The organism is Verrucomicrobiia bacterium (genome assembly GCA_036405135.1).
In the GTDB taxonomy this organism is placed as follows: Bacteria; Verrucomicrobiota; Verrucomicrobiia; order Limisphaerales; family JAEYXS01; genus JAEYXS01.
In genome coordinates, this window is record DASWYF010000009.1 from 38,173 (window position 1) to 62,001 (window position 23,829).

The 23,829-nt window shown below is 55.4% G+C and carries 21 protein-coding genes and 1 pseudogene; 9 read left to right on the forward strand and 13 right to left on the reverse strand.

The annotated features are described in order from the left end of the window. Positions 1–8 precede the first annotated feature (8 nt). The 12 genes and pseudogenes from infB to VGH19_03555 form a co-directional block, all read right to left on the reverse strand. Positions 9–2,621 (reverse strand): translation initiation factor IF-2, encoded by a 2,613-nt coding sequence (gene infB, locus VGH19_03500; protein HEY1170414.1) that lies wholly within the window; start codon positions 2,619–2,621, stop codon positions 9–11. Between the two features lie 91 nt (positions 2,622–2,712). Next, a complete protein-coding gene (gene nusA / locus VGH19_03505; GenBank protein HEY1170415.1) occupies positions 2,713–3,981 on the reverse strand; it encodes a transcription termination factor NusA in 1,269 nt (422 codons plus the stop codon). A gap of 429 nt (positions 3,982–4,410) precedes the next feature. Continuing rightward, a pseudogene (locus VGH19_03510) lies at positions 4,411–4,540 on the reverse strand (ISAs1 family transposase). Between the two features lie 411 nt (positions 4,541–4,951). Beyond that, the gene (locus VGH19_03515; GenBank protein ID HEY1170416.1) at positions 4,952–6,289 is read right to left on the reverse strand and encodes a twin-arginine translocase subunit TatC; all 1,338 of its coding nucleotides are present in this window, start codon (positions 6,287–6,289) and stop codon (positions 4,952–4,954) included. 324 nt (positions 6,290–6,613) lie between these two features. Then, positions 6,614–6,895 (reverse strand): twin-arginine translocase TatA/TatE family subunit, encoded by a 282-nt coding sequence (tatA, locus tag VGH19_03520; GenBank protein ID HEY1170417.1) that lies wholly within the window; start codon positions 6,893–6,895, stop codon positions 6,614–6,616. A gap of 69 nt (positions 6,896–6,964) precedes the next feature. After that, the gene (tatA, locus tag VGH19_03525; protein HEY1170418.1) at positions 6,965–7,141 is read right to left on the reverse strand and encodes a twin-arginine translocase TatA/TatE family subunit; all 177 of its coding nucleotides are present in this window, start codon (positions 7,139–7,141) and stop codon (positions 6,965–6,967) included. 92 nt (positions 7,142–7,233) lie between these two features. Continuing rightward, the gene (gene pal / locus VGH19_03530; GenBank protein HEY1170419.1) at positions 7,234–7,881 is read right to left on the reverse strand and encodes a peptidoglycan-associated lipoprotein Pal; all 648 of its coding nucleotides are present in this window, start codon (positions 7,879–7,881) and stop codon (positions 7,234–7,236) included. Positions 7,882–7,907: 26 nt separating this feature from the next. Then, positions 7,908–9,083 carry a hypothetical protein gene (locus VGH19_03535; GenBank protein ID HEY1170420.1) on the reverse strand — a complete coding sequence of 392 codons (1,176 nt, stop codon included), beginning with the start codon at positions 9,081–9,083 and terminating at the stop codon, positions 7,908–7,910. Between the two features lie 6 nt (positions 9,084–9,089). Next, a complete protein-coding gene (locus tag VGH19_03540; GenBank protein HEY1170421.1) occupies positions 9,090–10,130 on the reverse strand; it encodes a TonB family protein in 1,041 nt (346 codons plus the stop codon). Positions 10,131–10,137: 7 nt separating this feature from the next. Then, positions 10,138–10,563, reverse strand: a complete 426-nt coding sequence (locus VGH19_03545; protein HEY1170422.1) for a biopolymer transporter ExbD — start codon at positions 10,561–10,563, stop codon at positions 10,138–10,140. A gap of 68 nt (positions 10,564–10,631) precedes the next feature. Further along, positions 10,632–11,348, reverse strand: coding sequence for a MotA/TolQ/ExbB proton channel family protein (locus VGH19_03550; GenBank protein ID HEY1170423.1), 717 nt, complete (start codon positions 11,346–11,348; stop codon positions 10,632–10,634). A gap of 264 nt (positions 11,349–11,612) precedes the next feature. Then, complete coding sequence (locus tag VGH19_03555) at positions 11,613–11,825, reverse strand: hypothetical protein (protein HEY1170424.1); 213 nt, start codon at positions 11,823–11,825, stop codon at positions 11,613–11,615. Positions 11,826–12,092: 267 nt separating this feature from the next. Between VGH19_03555 and VGH19_03560 the strand changes: the two genes are divergently transcribed. The 7 genes from VGH19_03560 to VGH19_03590 all read left to right on the forward strand — a co-directional run bounded on the left by VGH19_03560 (position 12,093) and on the right by VGH19_03590 (position 19,989). Next, the gene (locus tag VGH19_03560; GenBank protein ID HEY1170425.1) at positions 12,093–13,235 is read left to right on the forward strand and encodes an ABC transporter permease; all 1,143 of its coding nucleotides are present in this window, start codon (positions 12,093–12,095) and stop codon (positions 13,233–13,235) included. 16 nt (positions 13,236–13,251) lie between these two features. Then, the gene (locus tag VGH19_03565; protein HEY1170426.1) at positions 13,252–13,584 is read left to right on the forward strand and encodes a hypothetical protein; all 333 of its coding nucleotides are present in this window, start codon (positions 13,252–13,254) and stop codon (positions 13,582–13,584) included. A gap of 199 nt (positions 13,585–13,783) precedes the next feature. Next, on the forward strand, positions 13,784–14,599 hold the full coding sequence (locus tag VGH19_03570) for a glycerophosphodiester phosphodiesterase (protein ID HEY1170427.1): 816 nt from the start codon (positions 13,784–13,786) through the stop codon (positions 14,597–14,599). A 132-nt stretch (positions 14,600–14,731) separates the two neighbouring features. Continuing rightward, positions 14,732–16,231, forward strand: a complete 1,500-nt coding sequence (locus VGH19_03575) for a sugar ABC transporter ATP-binding protein (protein HEY1170428.1) — start codon at positions 14,732–14,734, stop codon at positions 16,229–16,231. A gap of 195 nt (positions 16,232–16,426) precedes the next feature. Further along, entirely contained in the window at positions 16,427–17,545 is a 1,119-nt protein-coding gene (gene mnmA, locus VGH19_03580) for a tRNA 2-thiouridine(34) synthase MnmA (GenBank protein HEY1170429.1), read from the forward strand. 484 nt (positions 17,546–18,029) lie between these two features. Beyond that, entirely contained in the window at positions 18,030–19,556 is a 1,527-nt protein-coding gene (locus VGH19_03585; protein ID HEY1170430.1) for a hypothetical protein, read from the forward strand. Positions 19,557–19,566: 10 nt separating this feature from the next. Further along, positions 19,567–19,989 carry a TRL domain-containing protein gene (locus tag VGH19_03590; protein ID HEY1170431.1) on the forward strand — a complete coding sequence of 141 codons (423 nt, stop codon included), beginning with the start codon at positions 19,567–19,569 and terminating at the stop codon, positions 19,987–19,989. A gap of 338 nt (positions 19,990–20,327) precedes the next feature. On the opposite strand, the gene VGH19_03595 is transcribed toward VGH19_03590, so the two are convergent. Then, positions 20,328–21,881, reverse strand: coding sequence for a sulfatase (locus VGH19_03595; GenBank protein HEY1170432.1), 1,554 nt, complete (start codon positions 21,879–21,881; stop codon positions 20,328–20,330). Between the two features lie 218 nt (positions 21,882–22,099). Here VGH19_03595 and VGH19_03600 point away from each other — a divergent pair, with 218 nt between their 5' ends. Further along, positions 22,100–22,660: a hypothetical protein gene (locus VGH19_03600; protein ID HEY1170433.1), complete on the forward strand. Its 561-nt coding sequence runs from the start codon at positions 22,100–22,102 to the stop codon at positions 22,658–22,660. Between the two features lie 197 nt (positions 22,661–22,857). Beyond that, a complete protein-coding gene (locus tag VGH19_03605; GenBank protein HEY1170434.1) occupies positions 22,858–23,811 on the forward strand; it encodes an AEC family transporter in 954 nt (317 codons plus the stop codon). Positions 23,812–23,829: the final 18 nt, after the last annotated feature.

The window sequence follows — 23,829 nt, forward strand, 5'->3', positions numbered from 1 at the left end:
TACACCGTTTACAGTTTCTGCGCCACCTTCTCCTGCGTGAAGCATTCGATGGTGTCACCAGTCTGGAACTCGTTGAAGCCGTCCAGACGGATACCGCACTCCATGCCGGAGCGCACTTCGTTGACTTCGTCCTGGAAGCGGCGCAGGGAGGACATGCCGCCTTCGAAGATGAGGTTCTTGCGGCGCATGACGCGCACCTTGCCCTTGACCAGACGGCCCGTGGTGACCGCACAACCGGCCACGCTGCCGCCCTTGGAGAGCTGGAATATCTGGCGCACTTCCGCCGAGCCCACGACCACGTCTTTGACGAGCGGGTCGAGCAGACCGGCCATACCTTCCTTCACCTGATCGATCAGCTCGTAGATGATGGAGTAAAGCTTGATCTGGATGCCCTCGCGCTTGGCCACATCCGACACACCGTTATCGATGCGCGTATGGAAGCCGAGGATGATCGCCTTTGAAGCCGAGCAAAGCAGCACATCGGATTCTGTGATCGTACCCACTGCGTAATGGATGATCTCGAGGGAAACCTTGTCGGACTCGATCTTATTGAGTGCATCCACGATGGCTTCGACAGAACCTTGCGTGTCCGCCTTGACCACGACCTTGAGCACTTTCGCCGAACTTTCGGCGAGCGTATCGAAAAGATTCTCGAGACTGACCTTCGGGCGCGCTTCCTGGGCTGCTTCGTCACGCGCTGCCTGGATACGTTTTCCAGCCTCTTCACGGGCCTGCTTCTCGTTCTCCAGCACGACGAACTCAGCCCCCGCGTCCGGCACACCATTCAATCCCAGCACCTTGACGGCGTAGGAAGGACCGGCGGATTGCATGCGTTTGTCGTCCTCATTGATGAGGGCGCGCACCTTGCCGTAATTCTCACCGCACAGGATGACATCGCCCACCTTGAGCGTGCCCTTGCGCACCAGCACCGTGGCGGTCGGACCGCCCGGTTGCAGACCGGACTCGATGACGTTGCCCTTGGCCTTGCGGTCCGGGTTCGCCTTGAGTTCCAGCAAGTCCGCTTGCAGCAGGATCATCTCCAGCAGCTTGTCGATGCCCAGCTTGGTCAGGCCGGAGCAATCCACATAAATCGTTTCACCACCCCAATCATCCGGCACCAAGCCCTTTTCCTGCAACTGCTGGCGCACCTTCAACGGGTTGGCATTCGGATGATCGCACTTGTTCACGGCCACGATGATCGGGACCTTGGCCGCCTGGGCGTGGCTCAAGGCTTCCAATGTCTGCGGCATCACACCGTCATTCGCCGCGACGACGAGGATGACGATGTCCGTGACGTTCGCACCGCGCGCACGCATGGCGCTGAAAGCCGCGTGACCCGGCGTGTCGAGGAACGTGATCTGTTGCACGTCACCCTTGCGTTCCGGATGCGGGAAAGAAATCGTGTAAGCACCGATGTGCTGCGTGATGCCACCGGCTTCACCTGCGGCCACGTCCGCCTTGCGGATGCTGTCGAGCAACGTGGTCTTGCCATGGTCAACGTGCCCCATGATCGTCACCACTGGAGCGCGCGGCTTGAGCTGCTCCGGCTTGTCGTGTTCATCGTCCTCGATCTTCTTGATCGGGGCATGCACCACACCGCCGCCGCGTTCGCGCTTCTCCAACTCGAACTTCACGCCATGCTTGGCGCATAGACGCTTGGCAACATCTTCTTCGATGGCCTGATTGACGTTCGCAAAAACGCCCAGTTCCATCAGATCAGCGATCAATTGGAACGGCTTGCGCTTGAGCTGCTCGGCCAGATCACGGACGACTACCGGCGCTTTCATCGTGATCACCGGCGCACCTGGAGGCAGCACTGGACCGGTAGGTTTCGCCGGAGCTGCGGGAGCCTGCCCCGGACGCTGACCGAATTGCTGGCCACGATTGCCGAACTGTCCACCACCCTGCTGATAACCGCCACCTTGACGGTCCTGACGACCACCACCAAAGCGTTGATCCTGACCGCGTCCCTGCCCTTGCTGACCGGGACGTTGCTGGCCGAACTGCTGACCCGGGCGTTGTTGACCAAATTGTTGGCCGGGACGTTGCTGGCCCTGTTGACCACCACGATCGCCCTGACGATTTCCCTGTTGTTGTGCAGGCGGAGGTGTCGGCGGAGCGGCCTTCTTGGGCAAGTTGATGAAACCGATCTTCTCGCCGATCTTTGGCCCCGCTTCCACCGGCGGCGCAGGCTTCACAGGTACAGGCGGAGGTGGCGGCTCCGCAGGCGCAACCAAGACTGGAGCTTCTGAAACAAATGGAGCTTCGGCTGGTTCCGCAACGGGTGCCTCGGCTGCTGGAGCTTGTTCTGCAGGAGCTTCGGCGGGTATCTCCATGACCGGCTCTGGCGCAGACTCTTCTGCTACAGGCTCGGGTTGGGGTGGTGGTTCCGGCGGCGCGGAAATGATGACGACTGGCGCGGCTTCCTGAACCGGCGCTGGCGTGGCCGAAGGCGGCGGAGCACTTCCCGCCATCTGCTCTTCCAGATATTCTGCGGTGATCTTGTCGAGCGAACTGGACGCGACGCGCGCCTCGTTTATGCCGAGCTCTTTCGCCTTGGCAAGGACGTCCTTGCTTTCAAGTCCCAACTTCTTTGCAATGTCGTAAATACGAACCGGCATATTATAAACTTTTCTCTCGTCTCTTCCGCTACCTTCGACGTTCTCATGATCACCCCGGCCATCTTCATCAGATGACCGCTGTCACATTGATTTACTTGCTGTCGCCCAATAGACGGCGGCGCAACGATTCAGCCTGCACCGAGTCCATAATGGACTGGGCGCGGTCTGCGATCTGCGGGATCGCCTGCAAATCACCGAGTTCAGCCTGCATGAGCGCATCGAATCCCAAGAAACCTTGATGCACAAGCACATCCGCATCTGCGGCAGAAATACCAGGGATGGAAGCCACTTCTTTCACCGCCCCAGCCACCTTCTGCTCAAAACCCACCGTCGTCACCTGCTCCTGCTGGATGTCCACATGCCAGCCCGTCAGCTTCGAGGTCAGACGCGCATTCTGCCCACGCTTGCCAATGGCCAAGGATAGCTGATCCTCGCTCACCAGGATGCGCACGCGGCGGCTGTTCTCATCCACTTCAAAGTTCTTCAACTGGGCTGGCGCCAGCGCGTTCGTGATGAACGTGCGGATATTCGCATCCCACTTGATGATGTCCACCTTCTCGTTGTTGAGTTCGCGGACGATATTCTTCACGCGTTGACCGCGCAGACCGACGCATGCACCCACGGGATCCACCTTCGAATCACGGGAGTAAACTGCCAGCTTCGTGCGGAAGCCCGGCTCACGCGCCACCGACTTGATCTCCACGGTGCCATCGCTGATCTCGGAAACTTCGAGCTGGAACAGCTTCACCACAAATTGCGGGTCAGCCCTTGAAAGGATGATCTCAGGCCCATGATTCGTATGCTCCACCGCCTTGACGAAACAACGGATACGCTCGCCCACCTGATACTCTTCGATCGGCACGCGCTCACGATTCGGCATCAACGCCTCGTAGCGGCCCAAATCCACAATCACATCCGATCGCTCGAACCGGCGGACGACACCGCTCACGATGTCTCCCGTGCGATCCTTGAACTCGGCGTAGATCAAATCTTTTTCCGCGCGACGCACCTGCTGGAGCAGTGCCTGCTTGGCATACTGCGCCGCGATACGGCCGAAACCCGTCGGAGTCACTTCCACCTCAAGCTCTTCACCGATGGCCGCATTCGGATTGATCCGGCGGGCATCGATCAGGGAAATCTGGTCATGCTTGGAGATGACTTTGTCCGAAACGATCAAACGTGCAAAAGCTTGGATATCACCGGTTTTCGGATTGATGCTGCAACGCAACTCACGCGCTGGTCCGACGGCCTTCTTGGCCGCCGACACCAACGATTCTTCCACCGCAGTCACCAGAGTCTGCTTGCTAATGCCCTTCTCTTTTTCCCAGTACTCTAAAATGGTCAAAAATTCGGCGTTCATAAGACTGCTGTCCGTTCTCTCCCCATCAGGGGAATAAAAAAGTCGGCAGAATTTATCTCCGACTTACGCTCACGCTGGCCGACCCAGCATTAAATCGTTTTGTATAAGGTAAAAATCGTTAAAGGGAGCGTCAAGCGTCAATTGCCCGACCGCACCTTCCAACGGCTTTCACCTAAAACCATCGTAGAACCATCAATAACACCATTTTGCGACAAGACCAAGCATTAAAAGCAAAAGCAACTAACCCAAGACGCATTCGGATACAGCCCGCCGCACAACACCTCCCCTTTCTTCCAACTGGAGGCCGAACTTCGGTTAGTCGGAGGACAGGAGTTACTCATCGGCAAACCCATGGACAAAACTAACCACCCCATCGAACAAACTTACCGCCCTCCCTCCCCCAACCTCACGGCGATGTCAGAGCTCGCGTTTGAGAAGGTTTAAGGCCAGCCGCCGCAAGGTGGCGAGGTTTTCGCCGGCATGGCCAGTGCGGGCGAGGCTGCGGTCTTCGCCGCATTGCCCGTTCAAGCACCCACTCCACGCTCCAGTGCCAGCGCAAACGGTTGGGCTCCCACCGGCAGGCTGCTCAAGTAGTAACGGCGTTCCCTCGCGGGCGGCTGGTCGCCCCCCCGCTGCTGCACACTTTCCTCCACCCACACACTCCGCACCCCCGCCCATTGGCAAACCATTCATGTCCACGCTCTGCCAGTAACGCATGAAACATTCCTGAAAGTCCTTCGGTTTGAGCGCGGCAAACACGCGATTTCGCCGTTATCCGCTTCCCCAACAAGCCTTCTGCTCTCCTTTGCGGCCATTCCCCATCTGTATTTTGTCTGCTCATCTGTGGCTAAAAAACTCTCAGTGTTTCCGTGGTGATCTCTAGACGCAAAAAGTCCCCGGATAGAAAATCCATCCGGGGAATTGTCTCAATTCATTCATTGCGGCGCTCACCATCACCGCCGCTCACCACTTACTTGCCTTCGCGCTCGGCTTTCGCTGCAGCCGCTTCCTCACGCAGATCGCGACGATGCCAGATATACGCCACCAAGATGCTGATCTCATAGAGCAGATACAACGGTGCCGCCATCAGCAACATGGTGAACGGATCACCTGTCGGCGTCACAAAGGCCGAGATCACCAGCAAGATGACGAACATATAAGAACGGAAATCTGCCAGCTTGCGATAGCTCAATAGCCGGATCTTAACCAGCGTCAGGATCAGCACCGGCAATTCGAAGCAAATGCCCATGCCCACCAGGAATTTGCACATGAAGCTGATATACTCCGCTGCGCGCCATTGTTCGGAGACAAAACCCATCCATTCCGCGATCTCCGCCGTGGCAAACAACGTGATCTTCATCAACAAGAAATAGCAGAAGACCACACCGGCAAGGAACAAGCCCGCACCGATGCTCACACCCTGCACCAGCCACTTCCTTTCCTTGGGCCGGAGCGCCGGCATCACGAACTGTCCGATGAACACCAGCACGAAAGGCAACGCCAGCGCCACACCGCCATACAGCACGATGTCCAGCATCACCGCGAACACCTCACCCGGCCCCATGATGCTGACATCGATATGCTTATGCGGACCTTTTGGCGGATTCGGATTATATTCGAATCCCAATACAACATTCGTTCCAATCTGCATGGGCACGAGGTTGAAGGACATCACCTTGTTCGTCCCCATGTTCACCGGTTTAAAAAAATGATTGGTGCTCACCGGCAACCACATCTCATTCGTGCCCAAGGTCAGCTGCACCATAGGTGGTTGCTCGCCAACCGTGATCTCATTGGCCAGAACCAGCGGATACTTCAATATCGACACGATCATATTCCCCGCCACCAAACAAACCACCGCGCTCACCAGCAGTGCGGCCACGCACTTGACTAGCATCCAGCGCAGATCTTCCAGATGATCAATGAACCCCTTTATCGGGCCGCCGTATCCCTCCTCTTCATCACTGTTACCGCTTCCATCTCCACCATCAGAACCCGTGCCGGTTGGCGGCACCCACCCTCCACTGCTGCCATGACCATGATCTTCTCCCTGATAATGATAAGGATCATTATGATACTGGTCGTGATGCGGGTCATCATGATGATGATAGTCATCGTGATGATAATCCGTTGTCTCCTGATGAAACGGATTGTCCTCTTCAGTAGCACGATGTCCCGGTGTGATCTCTATCGTGGGAGAAGATGCGGACTCAACCGGAGCAGATTCCGTATTGGCAGTTTCATCAGCACTTTCAGACTCCTTTGCCGTCTCTTTTTTAGACTCATCGGCAACAGGCTTGTTCTCCATTGTCGGAGCAGCGGCGTCTGGCCTGGTTTCGCCAGTAGCGTTTTCGTCAGCAATAGGTGCAGCGGAATCCCCCCGTGCCACTATGTCGCTGGCCGGTTGGATCTTGATCCCTGGAGACGAACTCCCCGTCTCGGAATTTTTGCCCTCGGATGCCACGGAAGATTTTTGTGCCCGTTGAAACGCTCCGGCTGCCCATGCGTATATCCATGGTGCAGCCGAAGCAGAATCAGTCAGTTTACTCGTGCCTGGTGAGTCGCGTAAGGATTTAAACCTGGCATTGATGCCTTAAAGAACATCATGACAGACCAACCCCGCGAACGGACATCAAGACTTGAGCTGCTGCTTCTCAGCGGCTTCTTCTTGGGCGATCTTGCGCGGCTCCACGGGACGCGGTGCCGGAGGCGGACTTTGCGGAGGAGGTTCCTGCATCGAACGATGCAGTTCATCCTGCATGTCGTTCGAGGCTTTCTTGAATTCCTTGATACCCTGCCCCAAACCCTTCGCGAGTTCGGGGATCTTCTTGGCTCCGAACAGAACCAATACGATGACCAAGATGCCAATCACCTCCGGCATACCCAGTCCCAAGGCGAAAAATGCGGTGTTCATATGCTTACACTATCTCTACTGCACCCGTCCGTAAAGCTTTCTGGCTTTTCAGACCGGGCTTGCGGCCTTTCATTCGGCCTTCTCAGTAGTGTCGCTCGCGGCCTTCTTGAATTCCTTAATGCCTTGGCCTAACCCCTTAGCCAGCTCCGGAATCATCTTGGCCCCGAACAGGAGCAGCACGATGGCCGAGATGCCGAGCACCTCCGGTAAACCCAAGCCAAATACGGCCAGCAATGCTGCATTCATGGTTTGTTTGCTAAACCCGGAACTGCAATCTCCTGCCAACTAAACAGACTGGCAGACGGACCTTACAGTTTCAGGCACATTAAAAATATACCTTATTGACGCGGCTTTAACAGAATAAATTCACCACGACGGTTCTTGGCCCAAGCACCCTCGCTGGAACCGATCTCCGCCGGGCGATCCTCGCCATAGCTGATCGTATGCACCCGCTGTGCCTCTACACCCGAATTGATCAGATACTCACGCACCGCCAACGCGCGGCGTTCACCCAAGGAACGGTTATACTCCTCCGTGCCACGCTCATCGCAATGCCCCTCGATCTGCACCATGTACGTCGGCTTCCCCTTCAAATATGCCGCAACCTCATCGATACGAACACGTTCAGCCGCACGAACCGTGGCGCGATCATAGTCGAAATACACCGTGTTCGCTTTGAAGAACGAAGGATCGGGATCGAAATTGCCGATATCAAACTGCGCCAAGGGATCTTTGTTCACCCCATCTCCCACCGGCGGCAGATTCTCAAAAGGCGTAGTTTTCGTGACCAAGTTGGGATTGTTGATCGGCCTGCCGCTATCCAAGATAGGGCCACTCTGCGTCGAACTGCCAGTTCCTGGAGGATTTCCCGCGATCCCGTTCGACCCGATCTGCGTCACCGGCTTCGGTTTGCGTTTGCAACCCACCCCGCCCATCACGAGCGACGCCATCAAAACAGCCCAGACCGTAAACCTAAAAAATTTCATAATTCGTTTATTTGTAGGGGATTGCGTTACCGAGCCCAGACAGGCTGAGAGCTGCTACCCGCAGTTTGTTTAATATCCTTTACACGTTTGGTTGGCACGTCAAGCAAAGACAGGACTCGCCGCCCGCCGACACGACGGGCAAAGATCACTGTCCGCGAGTTCGGAGCCCATGAGGGATCCTCGCCCGTGGCCAATACCGTAGCGCTGCCTCCCGTTGCTGGAACCGTGCAAATGTTGAAATCCCCCATCAAAGACGTGAACACGATGGTCTTGCCATCCGGCGACCAATCCGGCTCCGTCGCATTGCTCACACCCGCCGTCGTCAGGCGCTTCATCGCCCCGCCACTGGCCGGCACCGTGTAAAGTCCACGCCCCATCCGCGAATAAAAACAGATCGTCTTGCCATCGGGCGACCAGCACGGAGAACTCTCATCCTCCGTCGTCTTCGTCAACTGCACCAGACCGCTCCCGTCTGCATTCGCCACGTAGATGTCCGGGCTGCCGTTCTTGCTCAACACCATCGCGATCTTCGAGCCATCCGGAGAAATCGCCACACTAGTGTTCAAACCCGGCTGCCCCGATGCTATCTTCCGCTCACCCGTGGACAAGTTGTGTGCGAATATCTTCGGCGTGCCCAGTTTGTAAGACGTGTAATAGATCGCGCCGTTCGCCTTCACCCAGGAAGGCGCCGCCACCAGCGAATTGTCCGATGTCAACGGCACCGCGTTCGCCCCATCATAATCCGCCACAAAGATCTCGCTGTAACCTTGTCGTTGCTCGCCCTTGAACGCGATGCGCGTCTGCCCCACACCGCTCACCCCGCGGATCGACTGCACAATCTCGTCAGCAAACGCATGTGCGAGCCGACGCTGATCACTGCCTGCGTAACGCTTGCCCAATATCTGCTGCTTGCTGCCCACATGGATCAGCCGCCCCTCCAACCCGTCTCCCTGCGTGACCTTAACCTCAAAGCGCGCCCGGTCCGCCGAAACAAATTCGCACCCCAACACCTCCAGGTCGAACTTCAACGTCGAGGCGATCTCGCCCGAGGCTCCCGTCATCGTGACCGGGATCACCTGGTTCACCACCAGTTCCTGATCACGCTTGAGATCGATCACCGTTCCCTGTGCGTACACTGCATTGCTGCTGCAGACCATCGCGGCGCATAGCATCGCCGCTGTCAAAATTCGTTTCAGAGTCATGTATGTTTAGCCCGTCCCTCGCTTGGACGTCAGGTTAAAGTTGATGGTGAATGTTCGGCTGCTGTCCGTGGCCCCTTCCGGGAACGGCCTCCCGATGTTCTTCACATTGTCCAATGCCTTCTGCACCGACCGGTCCAGCATGGTATTGCCTGAAGGCCTGATGATACGGCCCCTCGCCGCACCATTCCGCTGCACCACGATCTCCACGCGGACGATCCCTGCATCCCCCGTCACCGCTTCCGTGACGATCCAGTTCAGGTCGTAGATCTCCCGCACATACTGCGCGTAATTCATCAACGTCGGCCCGTTGCCCACGCCCCAGCCCTTGCCGGAACCCACGCCAAAGCTCGCGATGTCCAGCCCCTCTCCCGGCTGCGACAGCCCCTGGTTCAGTTTGTCGAAAGTATTGCCGATGGCATTTCTGATTGCTGCCTGCTGCGCCCGCTGATTGCGGATCGCCTGCGCATCCGCCTCCTTCCTAGCCTTGTCCGCTGCGGCTGCCGCCTTCTTTTTATTCTCCGCATCACGGTCCGTGCGCGTCACACTGTTCAAATTCACCGCCACCTTCTTCGCCTCCTGCTTCGGCACTTCCCTCTTGGTGGGCGCATCCGCCTTCACTTCTTTTTTAGGCTCATCCTTGGGCGTCTTCTTCTTGTTGTCCGGCGGACGCAGAGCAGTTCTCGTATCCTGTGGTGGCACCACCACCGCTTCGATCGGCTGCGGCTTCGGTATCTCCACCGGCGGTTTCGCCACCGGCTCGGACTTCGGCGGCTCCGGCTCAGGCTCTGGTTCCGGCGCGCGCGGCGCAGGTGCAGGTGCTGGAGCCTGAACGGCCGCCGGGCTGCCCCCGCCGCCACCACCACCCTGCTGCGAAGGCCCGTCTGTAAGTCCTTGGATGTCGATCAATTTGATATCGACATGCTGCTCATCCATCTTGGCCGGCTTGAACGTCTTCTCTCCAAAAGCAGTCGCCACCGCCAGCACCACCACGAGAATGCCGTGGGAAGCCAGCGATCCGACCAGACACTTTTTTTGCAGACGTTCCATGTAATCTTCAGCGTTTACCAGGACGGGGGTCCGTCCGCAGCGAGATGCGGCTGATGCCATTCCGGTCGCATCGCTGCAAAATGGCCGCCACGTGCTTGTAGGGTCCGTTTTCATCCGCCCGGATATAAACTACCATATTCTTGTTCTTCGCAAACCTCTCGCGCAATGCCTTTTCCACATCGTCCAGCGGCGCTATCCGGCTGTTGATCATGTACTGGCCGGCCGCATTCACTTCCACCGTCACGATGTCATTTGGGCTGACCTTGGTATCCGGCCGCCCCGCCTCATGTGGCAGGCTCAGATCCATTCCCTGCTCCAAGAGCGGCGTGGTGATGATAAAGATGATCAGCAACACAAACGCCAGATCCAATAGCGGCGTGATGTTGATCTCATTCAACGTCACCAAATGCCCTCTCTGTGATACGCGCCGCATGACTTCTTTCTTTTTTCGCTTTAGCTCAGACGGAACAACTCGACCTTTGCTCCGTTCTAAAATTAAAATTATTCATCCTTCAAATATTCCGTCTCCATCTTGGAAACGAGTTCCTGCGCGAAGTTATCCAGCTCCACCGTGAACACGCGCAAGCTATGCACCAGCCAGTTGTAGGCGAACATGGATGGGATCGCCACCAAAAGACCCGCCACCGTAGTGAGCAACGCGCACGCCACACCAGGAGCCATCGTCGCCAGATCCGCACGACCGCCCGCCTGCACCGCCATCGCCACGTAACTGAACGCGCTCATCACGCCCCACACCGTACCCAGCAACCCAAGGAACGGCCCGCCGCTCACCGCGATCGCCAGCAGGATGAGACCAGACTCCAGCTTCAGCGCCTCCCGTGCCACTGCCGATTCGAGAGCACGTTTCACATGTTCCATCACCTTCAAGGAAACTTCTTTCTTCCGCCCCTCGTTCGCTTCCGTGCGGAGCCTCGCATCAAGCTGATCGCAACCGTCCTTGTAAACTGTATACAGCGGGCAACCCTCCACCGTCAGACGGCGATCATACACCTCCAACACATGCTTCTGGTTACGGAATTCTGTATCGAAAAAAGCGTTCAGCTTCTTGGCCCTGCGCATCTGCAATGTCTTCGCCACCATCACCGACCACGCGAACGTTGAGAAGATACCCAATAAGATGATGATCGCTTTGCCCTCAATCGTGGAATTTTTCCAGATGAAAGGCAGATCGTTGACGGCTAAAATCGCGTTAATCATGATCACAATGCCAGAGAACCGCTCCCCGGCCTCAAAAAAGCCAAAACCACCATATAGACTACCAACCGACGAACCAATACTGCATTTTACTCAATCTATTGTGCGGTCGGACAAAAAAAGAAGCACCGAAAGAGAAGCCCGCCTATGGACCACCATCACACCATCCGATCACCCTGCCCTTGTAGCCGTAGAAAATGAAGAAAGCATCACTACCCTCTCCATTCATCCCAAGCAAACACCGCTTGCCACGCCTGCAAAAACCGCTTAACCCTGTCCCGCCTGCCCACCCGTTGGTCCTAACAACGTCCGCTCCCGCAAATGCTGCTCAATTCCCCGCGCTATCAACCGCTCGGCCGCTTCCGCCGGATTCTTCCCAAACAACCCCGTGGCCACCAATTGCTTCAAAAAGTCATGCACTGGCGGCGTCGTGGACACCGTTATCGTTATTGTGTCGACTGAATTGGGCGTGCGTGCCATTACTTTGCCATAAGTATGCCATTACTTTAGAAACGTCAAGGGGTTAAAACCGAAAATAATGACAATTTTGCAATTTTCTTCTCGTGCTCGTAATCGTCCTCGAATAGCCGTCAAATCGTTTCCCTTTTGTGCTTTCTGCGCCTTATTGTGGCCAGTCTTTCCCCTTCCCTTTGATGTTCGCGGTTTCCATTGATCATTACTCATTCCTTCGTCATTCGGATTTCGTCATTGGTCATTTTTCAGTTCCCCCTTATCCTCCGCCCGCCCATGACCCAAGAGAATGCCAAAAAGCCCGCGTCGTCCCGCTTCCGTTTCCAAGAAGCCGGACTGCTTTGGGTCATCCTCTTCCTCGGCATCATCCTCACCTGGCAAGGCGGCACCGTCAAAGTCCCCGTATTCGAGATCGGCCCCGATGGCGAACGCCAACGCGTATTCGATGTCGGCGCCGATGGCGAGCGCACCCCACGCTTCGAAGAAAAGAATAAATTCCTCAACGCTCAAAACCTCGCGCTTCTCGCAAAAGATACCAGCTTCATTGCCATCATGGCGATTGGTGTGACACTGGTCATCATCGCCGGTGGAATAGATCTTTCGGTAGGTTCCATTTATGCCTTGGCTTCCGTAACCGCCGCACTCGTGATGCGAAGTTTTGGCCCTGAAGGAGCGAATGCAGGCACTTCACCTTGGATTTCAGTTTCTCTAGGAATTTCCACCTGCCTCGGCGTGGCCGTCTTATGCGGTTTGTTCAATGGTGGAATGACCACGCTGCTAAAAGTCCATCCTTTCATCATCACACTCGGCACCATGGCCATCTTTCGCGGTATCGCCTTTGTGATGACCAAGGGCCAGTCAATCGGCGGATTTCCCGAAGCATTTCGTAAACTCATCCAGTGGGGCACCAGTGATGGCCCAAGCCTGATGCCCATGATTGTGATGATATTGGTCACTATTATCGGCAGCATATATTTAAGCCGGATGGCTGCTGGCCGCCGCATCTACGCCATCGGCGGCAACGAACTCGCCAGCCGCTTCAGCGGCATCCGTGTGGAGCGCGTAAAGCTCGGTGTTTTCATCATCTCCGGCCTCACTGCGGGTGTGGCTGCCATGATTGCTCTTGGCTACTATGGCAGCGCCACTTCAGGCGATGGCCAAGGATATGAATTGAGAGTGATCGCTGCTGCCGTAGTAGGCGGCGCGAGCCTCTCCGGCGGCAAAGGCACCGCGCTCGGCGCCCTCCTCGGTGCCCTCATCATCCAGATGATCGATAGCGGCATCGTCATCCTCGGCATCGATCAAAACTACAGCCAGATCATCATCGGCGCCGTCGTCATCATCGCCGTCGTGCTGGACCAGTTCAACGCATGGCTCGCAAGAAAACGCCTCGTCTCTGTGCCGGAGAAAAAAACATAGTTCCTTCGATATTTTTATGCCGCGCACTGAAGAAGAAATCCTTGCCTGCATCCACAGTTTCGAACCGCAGAACGGCAATTGGCGCGCCTTGGACACATTGCTTGATGAACTCTGGCAACATCCACCCAAACTCTTATGGGTGAAACCGCTGTTTAGTATCTTTGAAAGATTTCCAGATGAAGATGGCGCAGGAGTTTTCTGGAGCATCATTCACGGTGTGGAAACGATTGATGGTTACGAAGACATATTACTTATTTCACAACAAGAGAGGCCGTGTGAGTTGAAAGAGGTAATGCTCACTCGCATTGCTAACTCCAATAAACGCACCCCTGAATCTGACTCACCTTAGCCCCAGCGGGGCGACCCGACGGTAGCCGTGGGTGACCAACGGGAACCTACGGAAACATGACCTACCACACCCGCGCCACGTAGTGGCGCGACGACCCACTATTTCATCCGATCCAAAAAATCTCTACTCCTCCTGTTACATTCCCGCAACACCACCATTCCCTATTCCCATCCCCGTCAATTTATCCTAATATCTCCTCATGCTTTCGAACCTGAAACCCTTCGTCCTCGGCATTTCCCTTTGCCTCGCTGCCCCTATGCTTCACGCCGTCGAGATCATCGCCCATCGCGGCGCGTCCCATGATGCGCCGGAAAACACCGTCGCATCCTCCAAGCTCGGCTTCCAGCAAAAGGCCGACGGTGTGGAGCTCGACGTCTATCTCGGCAAGGACAATTCCCTCCCCGTCATCCACGATGCCACCACCAAGCGCACTACCGGAGTGGACGGCAAGATCAAAGAGATGACCCTCGATGAATTCAAGAAGCTCGATGCCGGCACGTGGAAGAATCCGAAATATGCGGGCGAGAAAATCCCCACCCTCGACGAGATGCTTGAGACCGTGCCCAAGGGCAAGAAGATGGTCATCGAGATCAAAGACAAAGACGTCGCCATCGTCCCGCCTATGGTCGAATCTGTGAAGCGCAAGAAGATGACGCCGAAGGACGCGCTCTTCATCAGCTTCAACTATCCCGTGCTCGTCGCCACCAAGAAAGCGCTCCCCGAATACACCGCTCTTTACCTCGCCAGCTACAAGCAGGACAAAACCACCGGCGAAGTGAAACCCACCCTCGATGAACTTATCAAGCAGGCGAAAGACGCGAACTTCGAAGGCCTCAACCTCGATTACAAATGGCCCATCGACGAAGCCTTCGTAAAAAAGATTCACGGCGCCGGATTGAAATTCTACGTGTGGACCGTGAACGATGCCGAAGTCGCCAAACGCCTCGTCGCCGCCGGCGTAGACGGCATCACCACCGACCGCCCCGAATGGCTCCGCGAACAATTGAAGAAGTAATCAACGTGCTGCCGGATTCCAGCCGGCAGTATTGAGGCATCCGAATACCAACCGCCGGATAATGATAAACGGCCATCACAAAACGTAGCCGTTCCCTTCATACCTCATACTTCATAATTCATACTTGTTGCTGTGGCTTTCCTAACACTCAACGGCATTTGCAAACGCTTCCCCGGCGTCCTCGCCCTGGATGATGTTAGCGTGTCTGTGGCAAAGGGCAGTTGCCACGCCTTGATGGGCGAGAACGGCGCAGGCAAAAGCACCCTCGGAAAAATCCTCTCCGGCATCTATCCCGCCGACGCTGGCGAGATCACGCTGAACGGCCAGACCATCCATCCCACCGATCCTCTCACCGCCCGCAAGCTCGGCATCGCGATGGTCCATCAGGAACTCGCCTTCTGCCCCAACCTCAGCGTTGCCGAAAACCTCTGCCTCGGCGAGCTGCCCCAGCAATTCGGCATCGTGAACAAGCCGAAGATGCGCGAACTCGCCCGCGCCATGCTGCATGAGATTGAGGCGGATAACATCGATGTGGACCTGCCCATCAGCAGCCTTTCCACGGGCCAAGAGCAACTCGTGCAGATCGCCGCCGCCGTCGGCACGCACGCGCAAGTCATCGTGATGGATGAACCCACCAGCTCCCTCTCCGCGCACGAGAGCGAGCATCTCTTTCACTTGCTCGCGAAACTAAAAGCACGCGGTATTACCATCCTTTACGTCTCGCACCGCATGGAAGAAATCTTCCGGCTGTGCGATACCATCACCGTCCTGCGCGATGGCAAACACGTCAGCACCGAGAAGACGAGCGAGACGAATCCCGACCGCGTCATCCAGCAAATGGTCGGTCGCCAAGTCATCTGGCACACGCCCAAGCATCTGGAGAAAACGCCCGGCGAAGAACTCCTCCGCGTAGAAAACCTTTCCTCACCCGGCAAGTTCCGCGACATCAGCTTCACCCTTCGCGCCGGTGAAGTCCTCGGTTTCGCCGGACTCGTTGGTGCGGGCCGCAGTGAAGTCGCCCAAGCCATCTTCGGCCTTGATCCCCAAGCCACCGGCCGCGTGTGGATCGCTGGCAAAGAACTCCCGCTCGGCCACGTCAACGCCGCGCTCAATGCCGGACTCGGCCTATTGCCTGAAGACCGCAAACGCCAAGGCCTCGTCCTCTCCATGAACTGCCGCGAGAACACCTCTCTCGCCGCTCTCTCCCGCTTCACGCAATTCGGCTTTCTGAAACTCGGCGAAGAACAAACTCTCGCCCGCGAATATTCCGAACGCCTGCGTGTAAAAACTCCTTCACTCGAAACCGGCATCAACGGCCTCAGCGGCGGCAACCAGCAAAAGATCGCCCTCGCCAAATGGCTCGCCCGTCAGTGCAAAGTCCTCATCGTGGATGAACCCACCCGTGGCATCGACGTCGGTGCGAAATCTGAGATCTACGATCTCCTCGATGACCTCGCCTGCCAAGGCATCGCCCTTCTCGTCATCTCCTCCGAACTTCCCGAAGTCATGGGCCTCAGCCGCCGCATCCTCGTCCTCCGCGATGGCTCCATAGCCGGAGAAATCCAGCGCCCCGATTTCACCCAAGACTCCCTCATGCGCCTCATGGCCGGCCTAACCGCCGAAGCCGCTTAAGTGGAGCGTCGGCCCCATGCTCCTCCAATGCTTTCCGGGCAGGAACTTACCGGCGGGAGCCCACCAATACCTTCTCCCCCTTGGCTCCTCTGGGGCAGTATCAAGGATGTCGTAACCCTGTGCCCCCGAATGCGGTCAGTCCCTTCGTCATTCGTGCTTGGACATTGGTCATTCATACCGCTAAGGTATGCTGCTATGTCGTTGGTGAAGAAGACGCGGATTTTGGTCGGGATGAGCGGTGGAGTGGATTCCTCCGCCACGGCGGCTTTGCTGATTGAGCAGGGCTTCGACGTGGTGGGGGTGACGCTGAAGCTCTGGCCGCAGGATTGCGTCTCGCGGGCGGAGGATAAGTGCTGCGGGCCGCAGGCGGTGATGGATGCGCGGTCCGTGTGTCATAAGCTGGGGGTGCCCTACTATCTCATCGATGAATCGGCGGATTTTCAGAAGAAGGTGATCCAGTATTTTGCGGATGAGTATAAGTCCGGGCGCACGCCGAATCCGTGTGTGATGTGCAATCAGCATCTGAAGTTCGGCACGTTGCTGGAGCGGGCGCGGCAGTTGGGCGCGGAGTTCATCGCTACGGGGCATTTTGCGCGACTGGAGAAAGATCCGGTGACGGGTCGCACGTTGTTGAAGCGCGGGAAGGATTTGAAGAAGGATCAGAGTTACTTCCTCTTTTCGCTGCGGCAGGAGCAGCTTTCTCGCGCGATGTTCCCGCTGGGTGAACGCACGAAGAGTGATACGCGGGAGGTGGCGCGGTCGTGCAATCTCAAGACGGCGGACAAGGAGGAGAGCATGGAGATCTGCTTCGTGCCGGATAATAATTACGGGCGATTCCTGCAAGAGGCGAAGCTGGTGAGCAAGTCGCGCGGGGAGATCGTGGATGTGTATGGCACGAAGCTGGGTGAGCACGATGGCATCGCGTTTTATACAATCGGGCAGCGGAAGGGCTTGGGGATTTCTTCGGCGAAACCTCTCTATGTGATCGAGCTGGATGCGGAGACGAATCGCGTGATCGTGGGGGATGATACGTTACTGGAGCGGGATGAGTTCACGGTGCAGTATTGCAACTGGATCCCCTTCGAGCAGCCGCCGGAGTCGTTCGAGGCGATGGCGAAGATCCGTTACAATCATCCGGGCGCGATGGCGACGGTGTATCCGCAGGCGAACGGGACGGCGCGGGTGAAATTACACACGCCGCAACGCGCGGTGACGCCGGGGCAGGCGTGCGTGTTTTATCAGGAGGATTTGGTCGTGGGTGGCGGGTGGATTATGGTGCATAAGAGGGCGGTATCAGTGGGCGGGGGTAATTAAGATTCATCCTACATCTGCAATATTCCAAAGTCCCCGTCACGATGAGAGGGGGGATCGCGGTCGCGCTTTCCCGAAGCAACTTCATGCAATCCAAATTAGCGCACAAATTTGACGAAACTCAACTGGGTAAGTAACAACCTTTACCTAATCAGAATGTAAAATCAGCTCGAAATTGAGACTCTCAAAAATTCATACCACCTACCCTGCCTAACGTTAGCTAACGCGGAAACGCCCCTCAGAAAATGCTTGCGCGCAATTCAACCACATTCAAAACAAACTTGAGCAATCGCTTTGACGCACAAACAAAAAGCATAACCTTGCACTTCAAATCCAACCTCCACTACAGACTGGATTAAACTCACTCCGACTGTTTCCCTAATAAATGAGCTCTAATTCAAGTCACAAAACAATTGCAACTTAATACTTCTTGACATAATTAAAGCGTAATTAGATAAGAATCCAAGCTAACCCTCAGATAGAAATCATGAAAAACGGAAACCAAAACTTAAATCGACGTGATTTCCTAACATCAATTGGGGCCGGAAGCCTAGCTGGAATCCCTCTCGCAATTTCAACCAATGCACAGGAACAAACTAAACCACTAAGTACTTTTGAAGCAAAAGCAAAAGATTTGGATAACCAGTTCAGCAAGCATCAAAGTTTACTTAAAGATTTCAACCGTCAACGTCATTCGAGAATAGCAACATTCGAGCACGGTGTTGGATTGACCAGATTTTCCGAAGAATATGAAGCTGGCTGGAGAATGTATTATGGCGCACTCCGGACAGCGATCTCAGGAGGGACTAATTGGAAAAATTTACAGCTTACAACTGTTCCAGAACGGGTAGAATGGGACAATAGCGAATTTGGCCCATATTATTTCCACAAGCATGCAGCTGATCATTTGCAGGAAGAAGGAGCCACATACAAAAAAACATCTAAGTCCTTCACAGACCGTTATCAAGCCTTCATAAGAGACATCACCAGACCACCAATAGATGAAGCTGCATATGCCGAGCAAATCAAAATGGGTTTACGTTGGTCCGATGAAATGAGGATACTGTCCGAGCTTGAAGAAAGTCTTTCAACAGAATGGATGGCATTCGATGCCAGACAGCGTCAATCGTTTCCGAACGACCCAACAAAGTGGCGAAGCATGGCCCAATGGTATGAAAAAAACGGAGATCCTCAGATTGACGCTCAAATTACCTCTGTCAATTTGAGAAAAGCAAGCTGGCTGCATTGGGTTCAAAAAGCATTTGGCGGTGGAGAAGCTATATACAGTATCGGAGAAAAGTTTGATGCCAAAAATATGATTGAGGTCTCAGTGCCAGGAGTTCAATCAGGGCAACCAATTGGAAAAAAAAGGGTTTTCCCATACCAAATCTCATCGGATTTTCCCGACTGGCTGAAACAAGCAAGACAAGAGAATGCTCCTAATGTAGAGTTCACTATCCGCCAAAACAGCCAAGAATACGATTATCGAAAACAGGACATTTGTGGTGGAGTTGGCGTATCCTTTGGTTTTTTCGGTTTTTTTGCAGGCGCGCAAAGACAATCAGTTGCGATCAACACAAAGAGCAGCAGCTTTTCATTAAACTTCAAAGCCACTTTGAAAGTGTTCGATATTTCACCAGGAGCCTGGTATGATTCTACAGCGTTTGAAATCTTCAGCAAGGGTCCGTTCAATGCCGGATCCCCAATGGATAATTTGCTCAAGAGAGATGGCTTAGTTGGACCAGGAAAATTTATAAGCCATCGTCCTTCACGTGCAATCATAGCATATAAACCAAAAGTTACCGTTCGCGTGTCGAAAACGGAGTACCAGTATTTCCATGAGGTCACGCGAGGTGGGGGTGGTTTTTTCATTGGCCCATTCGCAATTGGAGGGGGCAGTTATTACGATGAAAAAAAACACGTCCAATGGAATGAGAGGGACGCATCAATAACTATTCACGATGGTCCTGATGCAGCAATGTTGTTAGCCATGGATAGTGAACCACTCTATTGAATAAACCAGAATGACACCTCCCCCTCGAACCATTGCTCTTGCATTGGCAATTTTATCTCTATCAGCGGGCTGCTCGACTAATAACGGCCCCATAGGAGGTGTCTTGTTGTCGAATATCTCAGGACCGGTAGCAGTCACTTCCGATGCGAGCAAATGGGGCTATAACAGTGAAGGTTCATCATCATCATGGAACATATTCGGTTTGATAAGCATAGGTGACGCAAGCATCGACAAAGCGAAAAGGGACGGTGCATCTTCAAGTTTTTACAAAATCAAAGTTACACACGTTGACTACACATGGAAGAGTTTCTTAGGAGTTGGGAAATATACAGTGAAAGTTTATTTTTATGACCCAGAAAAAGAAGCTCAAACAATCAGCAGCCGCAATTTGGAAAACGGCCTTACTCACTCTGATAGTAATGTCACAGATTAGTTGTGCATCCTGCCGACCACCATCCGGTACCATTTTCAATCAGAGCTCCGAGCCATTTGCAGCAACGCCTTCGGGATATAGCGGTAACCCTCACCTTTCCAGCAAACAATGGAATTTTTTCTCCCTGTTTGCCTGGGGCGATGCCAGCATTAAAAACGCAAGAGAACTAGGCCCAAACGGCACTCCGAGAATCGGCACCATCAGCCACGTAGATTCCGTTCAAAAGAGGATATTAGGCGTGCACATTCAAGAGACCGTTGTTTACGGAAATGCTCCATGAATGGCGAGCTAAAAGCCCCCACTTCAAGGCACATTTGAATGAAATTCCGCACCCTCTACTACTCTTTCGCTTTGGCTTTTCCTTTGCCCTTGGCTTTGGGTTGGGCGTCGGGGTCGGCTTGGGCGCCGGCTTGCGGGGGGTCTTCGGGGGTGACTTTCAGTTCTTTGCGGAGGCGGGCTAGTTCGGTTTGGAGGTCGGCTTGGATTTTGGCGTATTCGGGTTTGCCGTAAACGTCGGTGAGTTCTTTGGGGTCTTTTTTGAGGTCGATCATGCGCCATTCGTTGACGTCTTTTTCGTAGAAGTGGAAGAGTTTGTATTGGCCCTGGATGACGCCGTAGTGCTTACGGACGCTGTGGGCGCCGGGGTATTCGTAGTAGTGATAATACCAGCTTGTGCGCCAGTCTTTGGGCGTCTGGCCTTTCAGGACGGGGACGAGGCTCTTGCCTTGCATGTCGGCAGGCACGGGCAATCCGGCGGCGTCGAGGAAGGTTTCAGGGAGGTCGAGGATGGAGACCATGTCGTTATTCACGGTACCGGGTTTAGTCACGCCGGGCCAGCGGATGATGAAGGGGGTTTTCACGGATTCTTCGTAGATCCAGCGTTTATCGAACCAGCCGTGTTCGCCGAGGTAGAAACCCTGATCGGAGGCGTAGATGACGATGGTGTTTTTCGCGAGGCCGGTTTCATCGAGGTAATTCAGGACGCGGCCGATCTGGTCATCCATGGCATCGACGCAGCGGAGGTAGTCCTTCATGTAGCGCTGGTATTTCCAGCGGATGAGGTCTTCACCTTGGAGATTGAGCTTTTTGAATTCTTCGTTCTGGGGTTCGTAGAAGGCGTTCCAGACTTTGAGTTGCTCAGGATTGAGGTTCTTGGGCGGGGTGAGTTTGAGGTCATCGGGCGTCATCGTTTTCTCGATGGTCATGTCTTGTTCGCGCTCGGGTTTGCCGCGGCCGGAGTAGTTATCGAACAGCGTGTCGGGCTCGGGGAATTTTGTGTCTTTATAGTGATCGAAGTAGGCGGGGGCGGGCTGCCAGTTGCGGTGCGGGGATTTGTGCTGGTACATCATGACGAAGGGTTTCGTCTTGTCGCGCTTGTTCTTGAGCCAATCGAGGGTGTAGTCGGTGATGATCTCGGTGGTGTAGCCGGTGTGGGGTTTGCGGACGCCGTTCTCGATCATGGGCGGGTTATAATATGGCCCCTGCCCGACGAGGATGTTCCAATAATCGAAGCCGGTGGGGTCCGTTTCCAAATGCCATTTGCCGATGACGGCGGTCTGGTATCCGGCGGCTTGCATGTATTTCGGGAAGGTGGGTTGGGAACCGTCGAATTTATTGCCGTTCCGCACGAAGCCGTTCAGGTGGCTGTATTTGCCGCTCAGGATCGTCGCACGACTGGGGCCACAGATGGAGTTGCCGACGTAGCAGCGGTTGAAGAGCATGCCTTCTTTGGCAAGGCGGTCGATGTTCGGGGTTTTGTTATATTTAGAACCGTAGGCACTGATGGCGCCGTAGGCGTGGTCGTCAGAGAAGATGAGGAGGATGTTCGGGCGGGTGGTTTCGGCGGCGTGGGTGCTAACGAAGGAAGCCAAAACAAAAAGAGCCAGCGCCATCCAGGTGCGTAAGAGAAGATTCGGTTTTAGCATAAATCGTTTTGTCCCATAGGTTTGACGGAACGGGTGCGTTCGGGGTTACGTACTGATTTCAGCAGAAACTGGCCTAGGTGCAACAGCTATCATTTGATGTTCACCCGTAACCAGCAGCTTGACTTTCCGGGCTCCTTTTCCAATCGTCCCCGCGTCCGACCCATTTGGTCGCACCTGACGATACGATGCCCCTGAGCGACACCATATCCGCCCTGCTGAACACGCCGGAACCGGCCGACCTCGGCCCTCATCCGCGCGCAGGCACGCTGTCTGTCCGCGACGTGAATGCGCGGTTGGATGAAGCATTTCGCTTTGGCGGCATTTCCGCAGGCAGTCAGCAACTCATCCGTAGCGCCGTCCTGCTCTGGCACGACCATCTGGACGCCTCGCACACCATTTCCCAAGACCTGCACTCCAGCGATGGCAGTTTCCTCCACGGCATCATGCACCGCCGCGAGCCGGATTATTTCAACGCCAAGTATTGGTTCGCCCGCGTCCGCAATCACGCCAGCTACCCTGAGATCGCCCAACGCGTCAGCGCCTTCCTCGATGGCCAAGGTGCCACCGCCTTGAAGAGCGAACTCATCCCCGCTGGCAAATGGGACGCCGATGCCTTCGTGGACGCATGCGAAGCCGCCTCCGCCCGTCGCGGCACCGAAGCACAACGCACCCTGCTCCGCGAGATCCAACGCATCGAAACCACCGTGCTAATCGAGCGTTTCACCGGCACTGCTAGCCAGCGATGAACTTTTCAATCGAACAGGTGACAAACACTGGCGGCTCCCTTTCCTCCTTCTCCCCTCGGAGGGGAGAAGGATTGAGAATGAGGGGTGCCCCCTGTTCGGATTGGCTGCTCAAACACATTCCCCGGCACCCCTCACCCCAGCCCTCTCCCCTCCGAGGGGGCGAGGGAGATGGTCGATTCTGTGCGTAATCAATTTCTGTGAACGAATTTCTTGTAGTCCTTAACGCCGTGCTGCCGGTCTTTACCGTCGCGGGAGCTGGCTTTGGTTTGCGCCGTCTCGAATGGCTGACGGAAGAGGCGGATAAGAGCATGCTCAAGCTGCTCATCAATCTCCTCGTCCCTTGCCTCATCTTTGATTCCGTCCTCGGCAACAAGATGCTCACAGATATCGGCACCGTCTTCCTCGCGCCCATGGTCGGCTTCGGCACCGTGGCCGTGGGCGTGTTTATCTGCTGGCTCCTGCGCGGCACCGCCGGCCTCACGGATAAAAGCCGCGAAGGCACCTTCGCCTTCGTCACCGGTGTTTACAATTACGGCTACGTCCCCCTGCCGCTCGTCTATCTGCTCTTCAAAGACTCACCGGACATGGTCGGCCTCCTGCTCGTCCACAACGTCGGTGTGGAAATCGCCATGTGGACGCTCGGTCTCATGCTCCTCAGCGGCGTCTCCATCAAGACCGGCTGGCGCAAGCTCATCAACGCGCCTATCACCATGATCTTGGTATCGCTCGTGTTGAATCTTTTAGGCGCGGAGAATTGGATGCCCAAGTTCATCATACAGACCGCCCACATGCTCGGCCAATGCGCCATCCCCATCGGCATCTTGCTCGTGGGCGCAACGATTGCAGATCAACTCCCGGAATTCCACGCTGAGAAAGGCTGGCGCGTGATGGCTGCCTCCAGCTTCTTGCGACTCGCAATTCTGCCCGTGCTCTTCCTCCTGCTCGCGAAGTATCTCCCCTGCTCGCTCGAACTGAAACGCATCATCGTCATCCAAGGCGCGATGCCCGCCGCCGTCTTCCCCATCATCATGGCGCGCCACTACGGCGGCCATGCGCCAACGGCCTTGCGCATCGTCATCGGCACCACCGTGCTGGGTCTGCTGACCATTCCGCTGTGGATCAAGCTGGGCTTAAGATTTATCGAGCAATAGCCATCGTAGCCGCGGAGA

Coding starts and splice junctions, on each gene's coding strand:
- VGH19_03565 (HEY1170426.1), top strand. CDS start 13,252: ATGCCGCGCACTGAAGAAGAAATCCTTGCCTGCATCCACAGTTTCGAA.
- pal (HEY1170419.1), bottom strand. CDS start 7,881: ATGAAATTTTTTAGGTTTACGGTCTGGGCTGTTTTGATGGCGTCGCTC.
- VGH19_03545 (HEY1170422.1), bottom strand. CDS start 10,563: ATGCGGCGCGTATCACAGAGAGGGCATTTGGTGACGTTGAATGAGATC.
- VGH19_03535 (HEY1170420.1), bottom strand. CDS start 9,083: ATGACTCTGAAACGAATTTTGACAGCGGCGATGCTATGCGCCGCGATG.
- VGH19_03560 (HEY1170425.1), top strand. CDS start 12,093: ATGACCCAAGAGAATGCCAAAAAGCCCGCGTCGTCCCGCTTCCGTTTC.
- infB (HEY1170414.1), bottom strand. CDS start 2,621: ATGCCGGTTCGTATTTACGACATTGCAAAGAAGTTGGGACTTGAAAGC.
- VGH19_03570 (HEY1170427.1), top strand. CDS start 13,784: ATGCTTTCGAACCTGAAACCCTTCGTCCTCGGCATTTCCCTTTGCCTC.
- VGH19_03540 (HEY1170421.1), bottom strand. CDS start 10,130: ATGGAACGTCTGCAAAAAAAGTGTCTGGTCGGATCGCTGGCTTCCCAC.
- VGH19_03600 (HEY1170433.1), top strand. CDS start 22,100: ATGCCCCTGAGCGACACCATATCCGCCCTGCTGAACACGCCGGAACCG.
- tatA (HEY1170417.1), bottom strand. CDS start 6,895: ATGAACACCGCATTTTTCGCCTTGGGACTGGGTATGCCGGAGGTGATT.
- VGH19_03595 (HEY1170432.1), bottom strand. CDS start 21,881: ATGGCGCTGGCTCTTTTTGTTTTGGCTTCCTTCGTTAGCACCCACGCC.
- mnmA (HEY1170429.1), top strand. CDS start 16,427: ATGTCGTTGGTGAAGAAGACGCGGATTTTGGTCGGGATGAGCGGTGGA.
- tatA (HEY1170418.1), bottom strand. CDS start 7,141: ATGAATGCAGCATTGCTGGCCGTATTTGGCTTGGGTTTACCGGAGGTG.
- VGH19_03585 (HEY1170430.1), top strand. CDS start 18,030: ATGAAAAACGGAAACCAAAACTTAAATCGACGTGATTTCCTAACATCA.
- VGH19_03590 (HEY1170431.1), top strand. CDS start 19,567: ATGACACCTCCCCCTCGAACCATTGCTCTTGCATTGGCAATTTTATCT.
- VGH19_03515 (HEY1170416.1), bottom strand. CDS start 6,289: ATGGAGAACAAGCCTGTTGCCGATGAGTCTAAAAAAGAGACGGCAAAG.
- VGH19_03555 (HEY1170424.1), bottom strand. CDS start 11,825: ATGGCACGCACGCCCAATTCAGTCGACACAATAACGATAACGGTGTCC.
- VGH19_03550 (HEY1170423.1), bottom strand. CDS start 11,348: ATGATTAACGCGATTTTAGCCGTCAACGATCTGCCTTTCATCTGGAAA.
- nusA (HEY1170415.1), bottom strand. CDS start 3,981: ATGAACGCCGAATTTTTGACCATTTTAGAGTACTGGGAAAAAGAGAAG.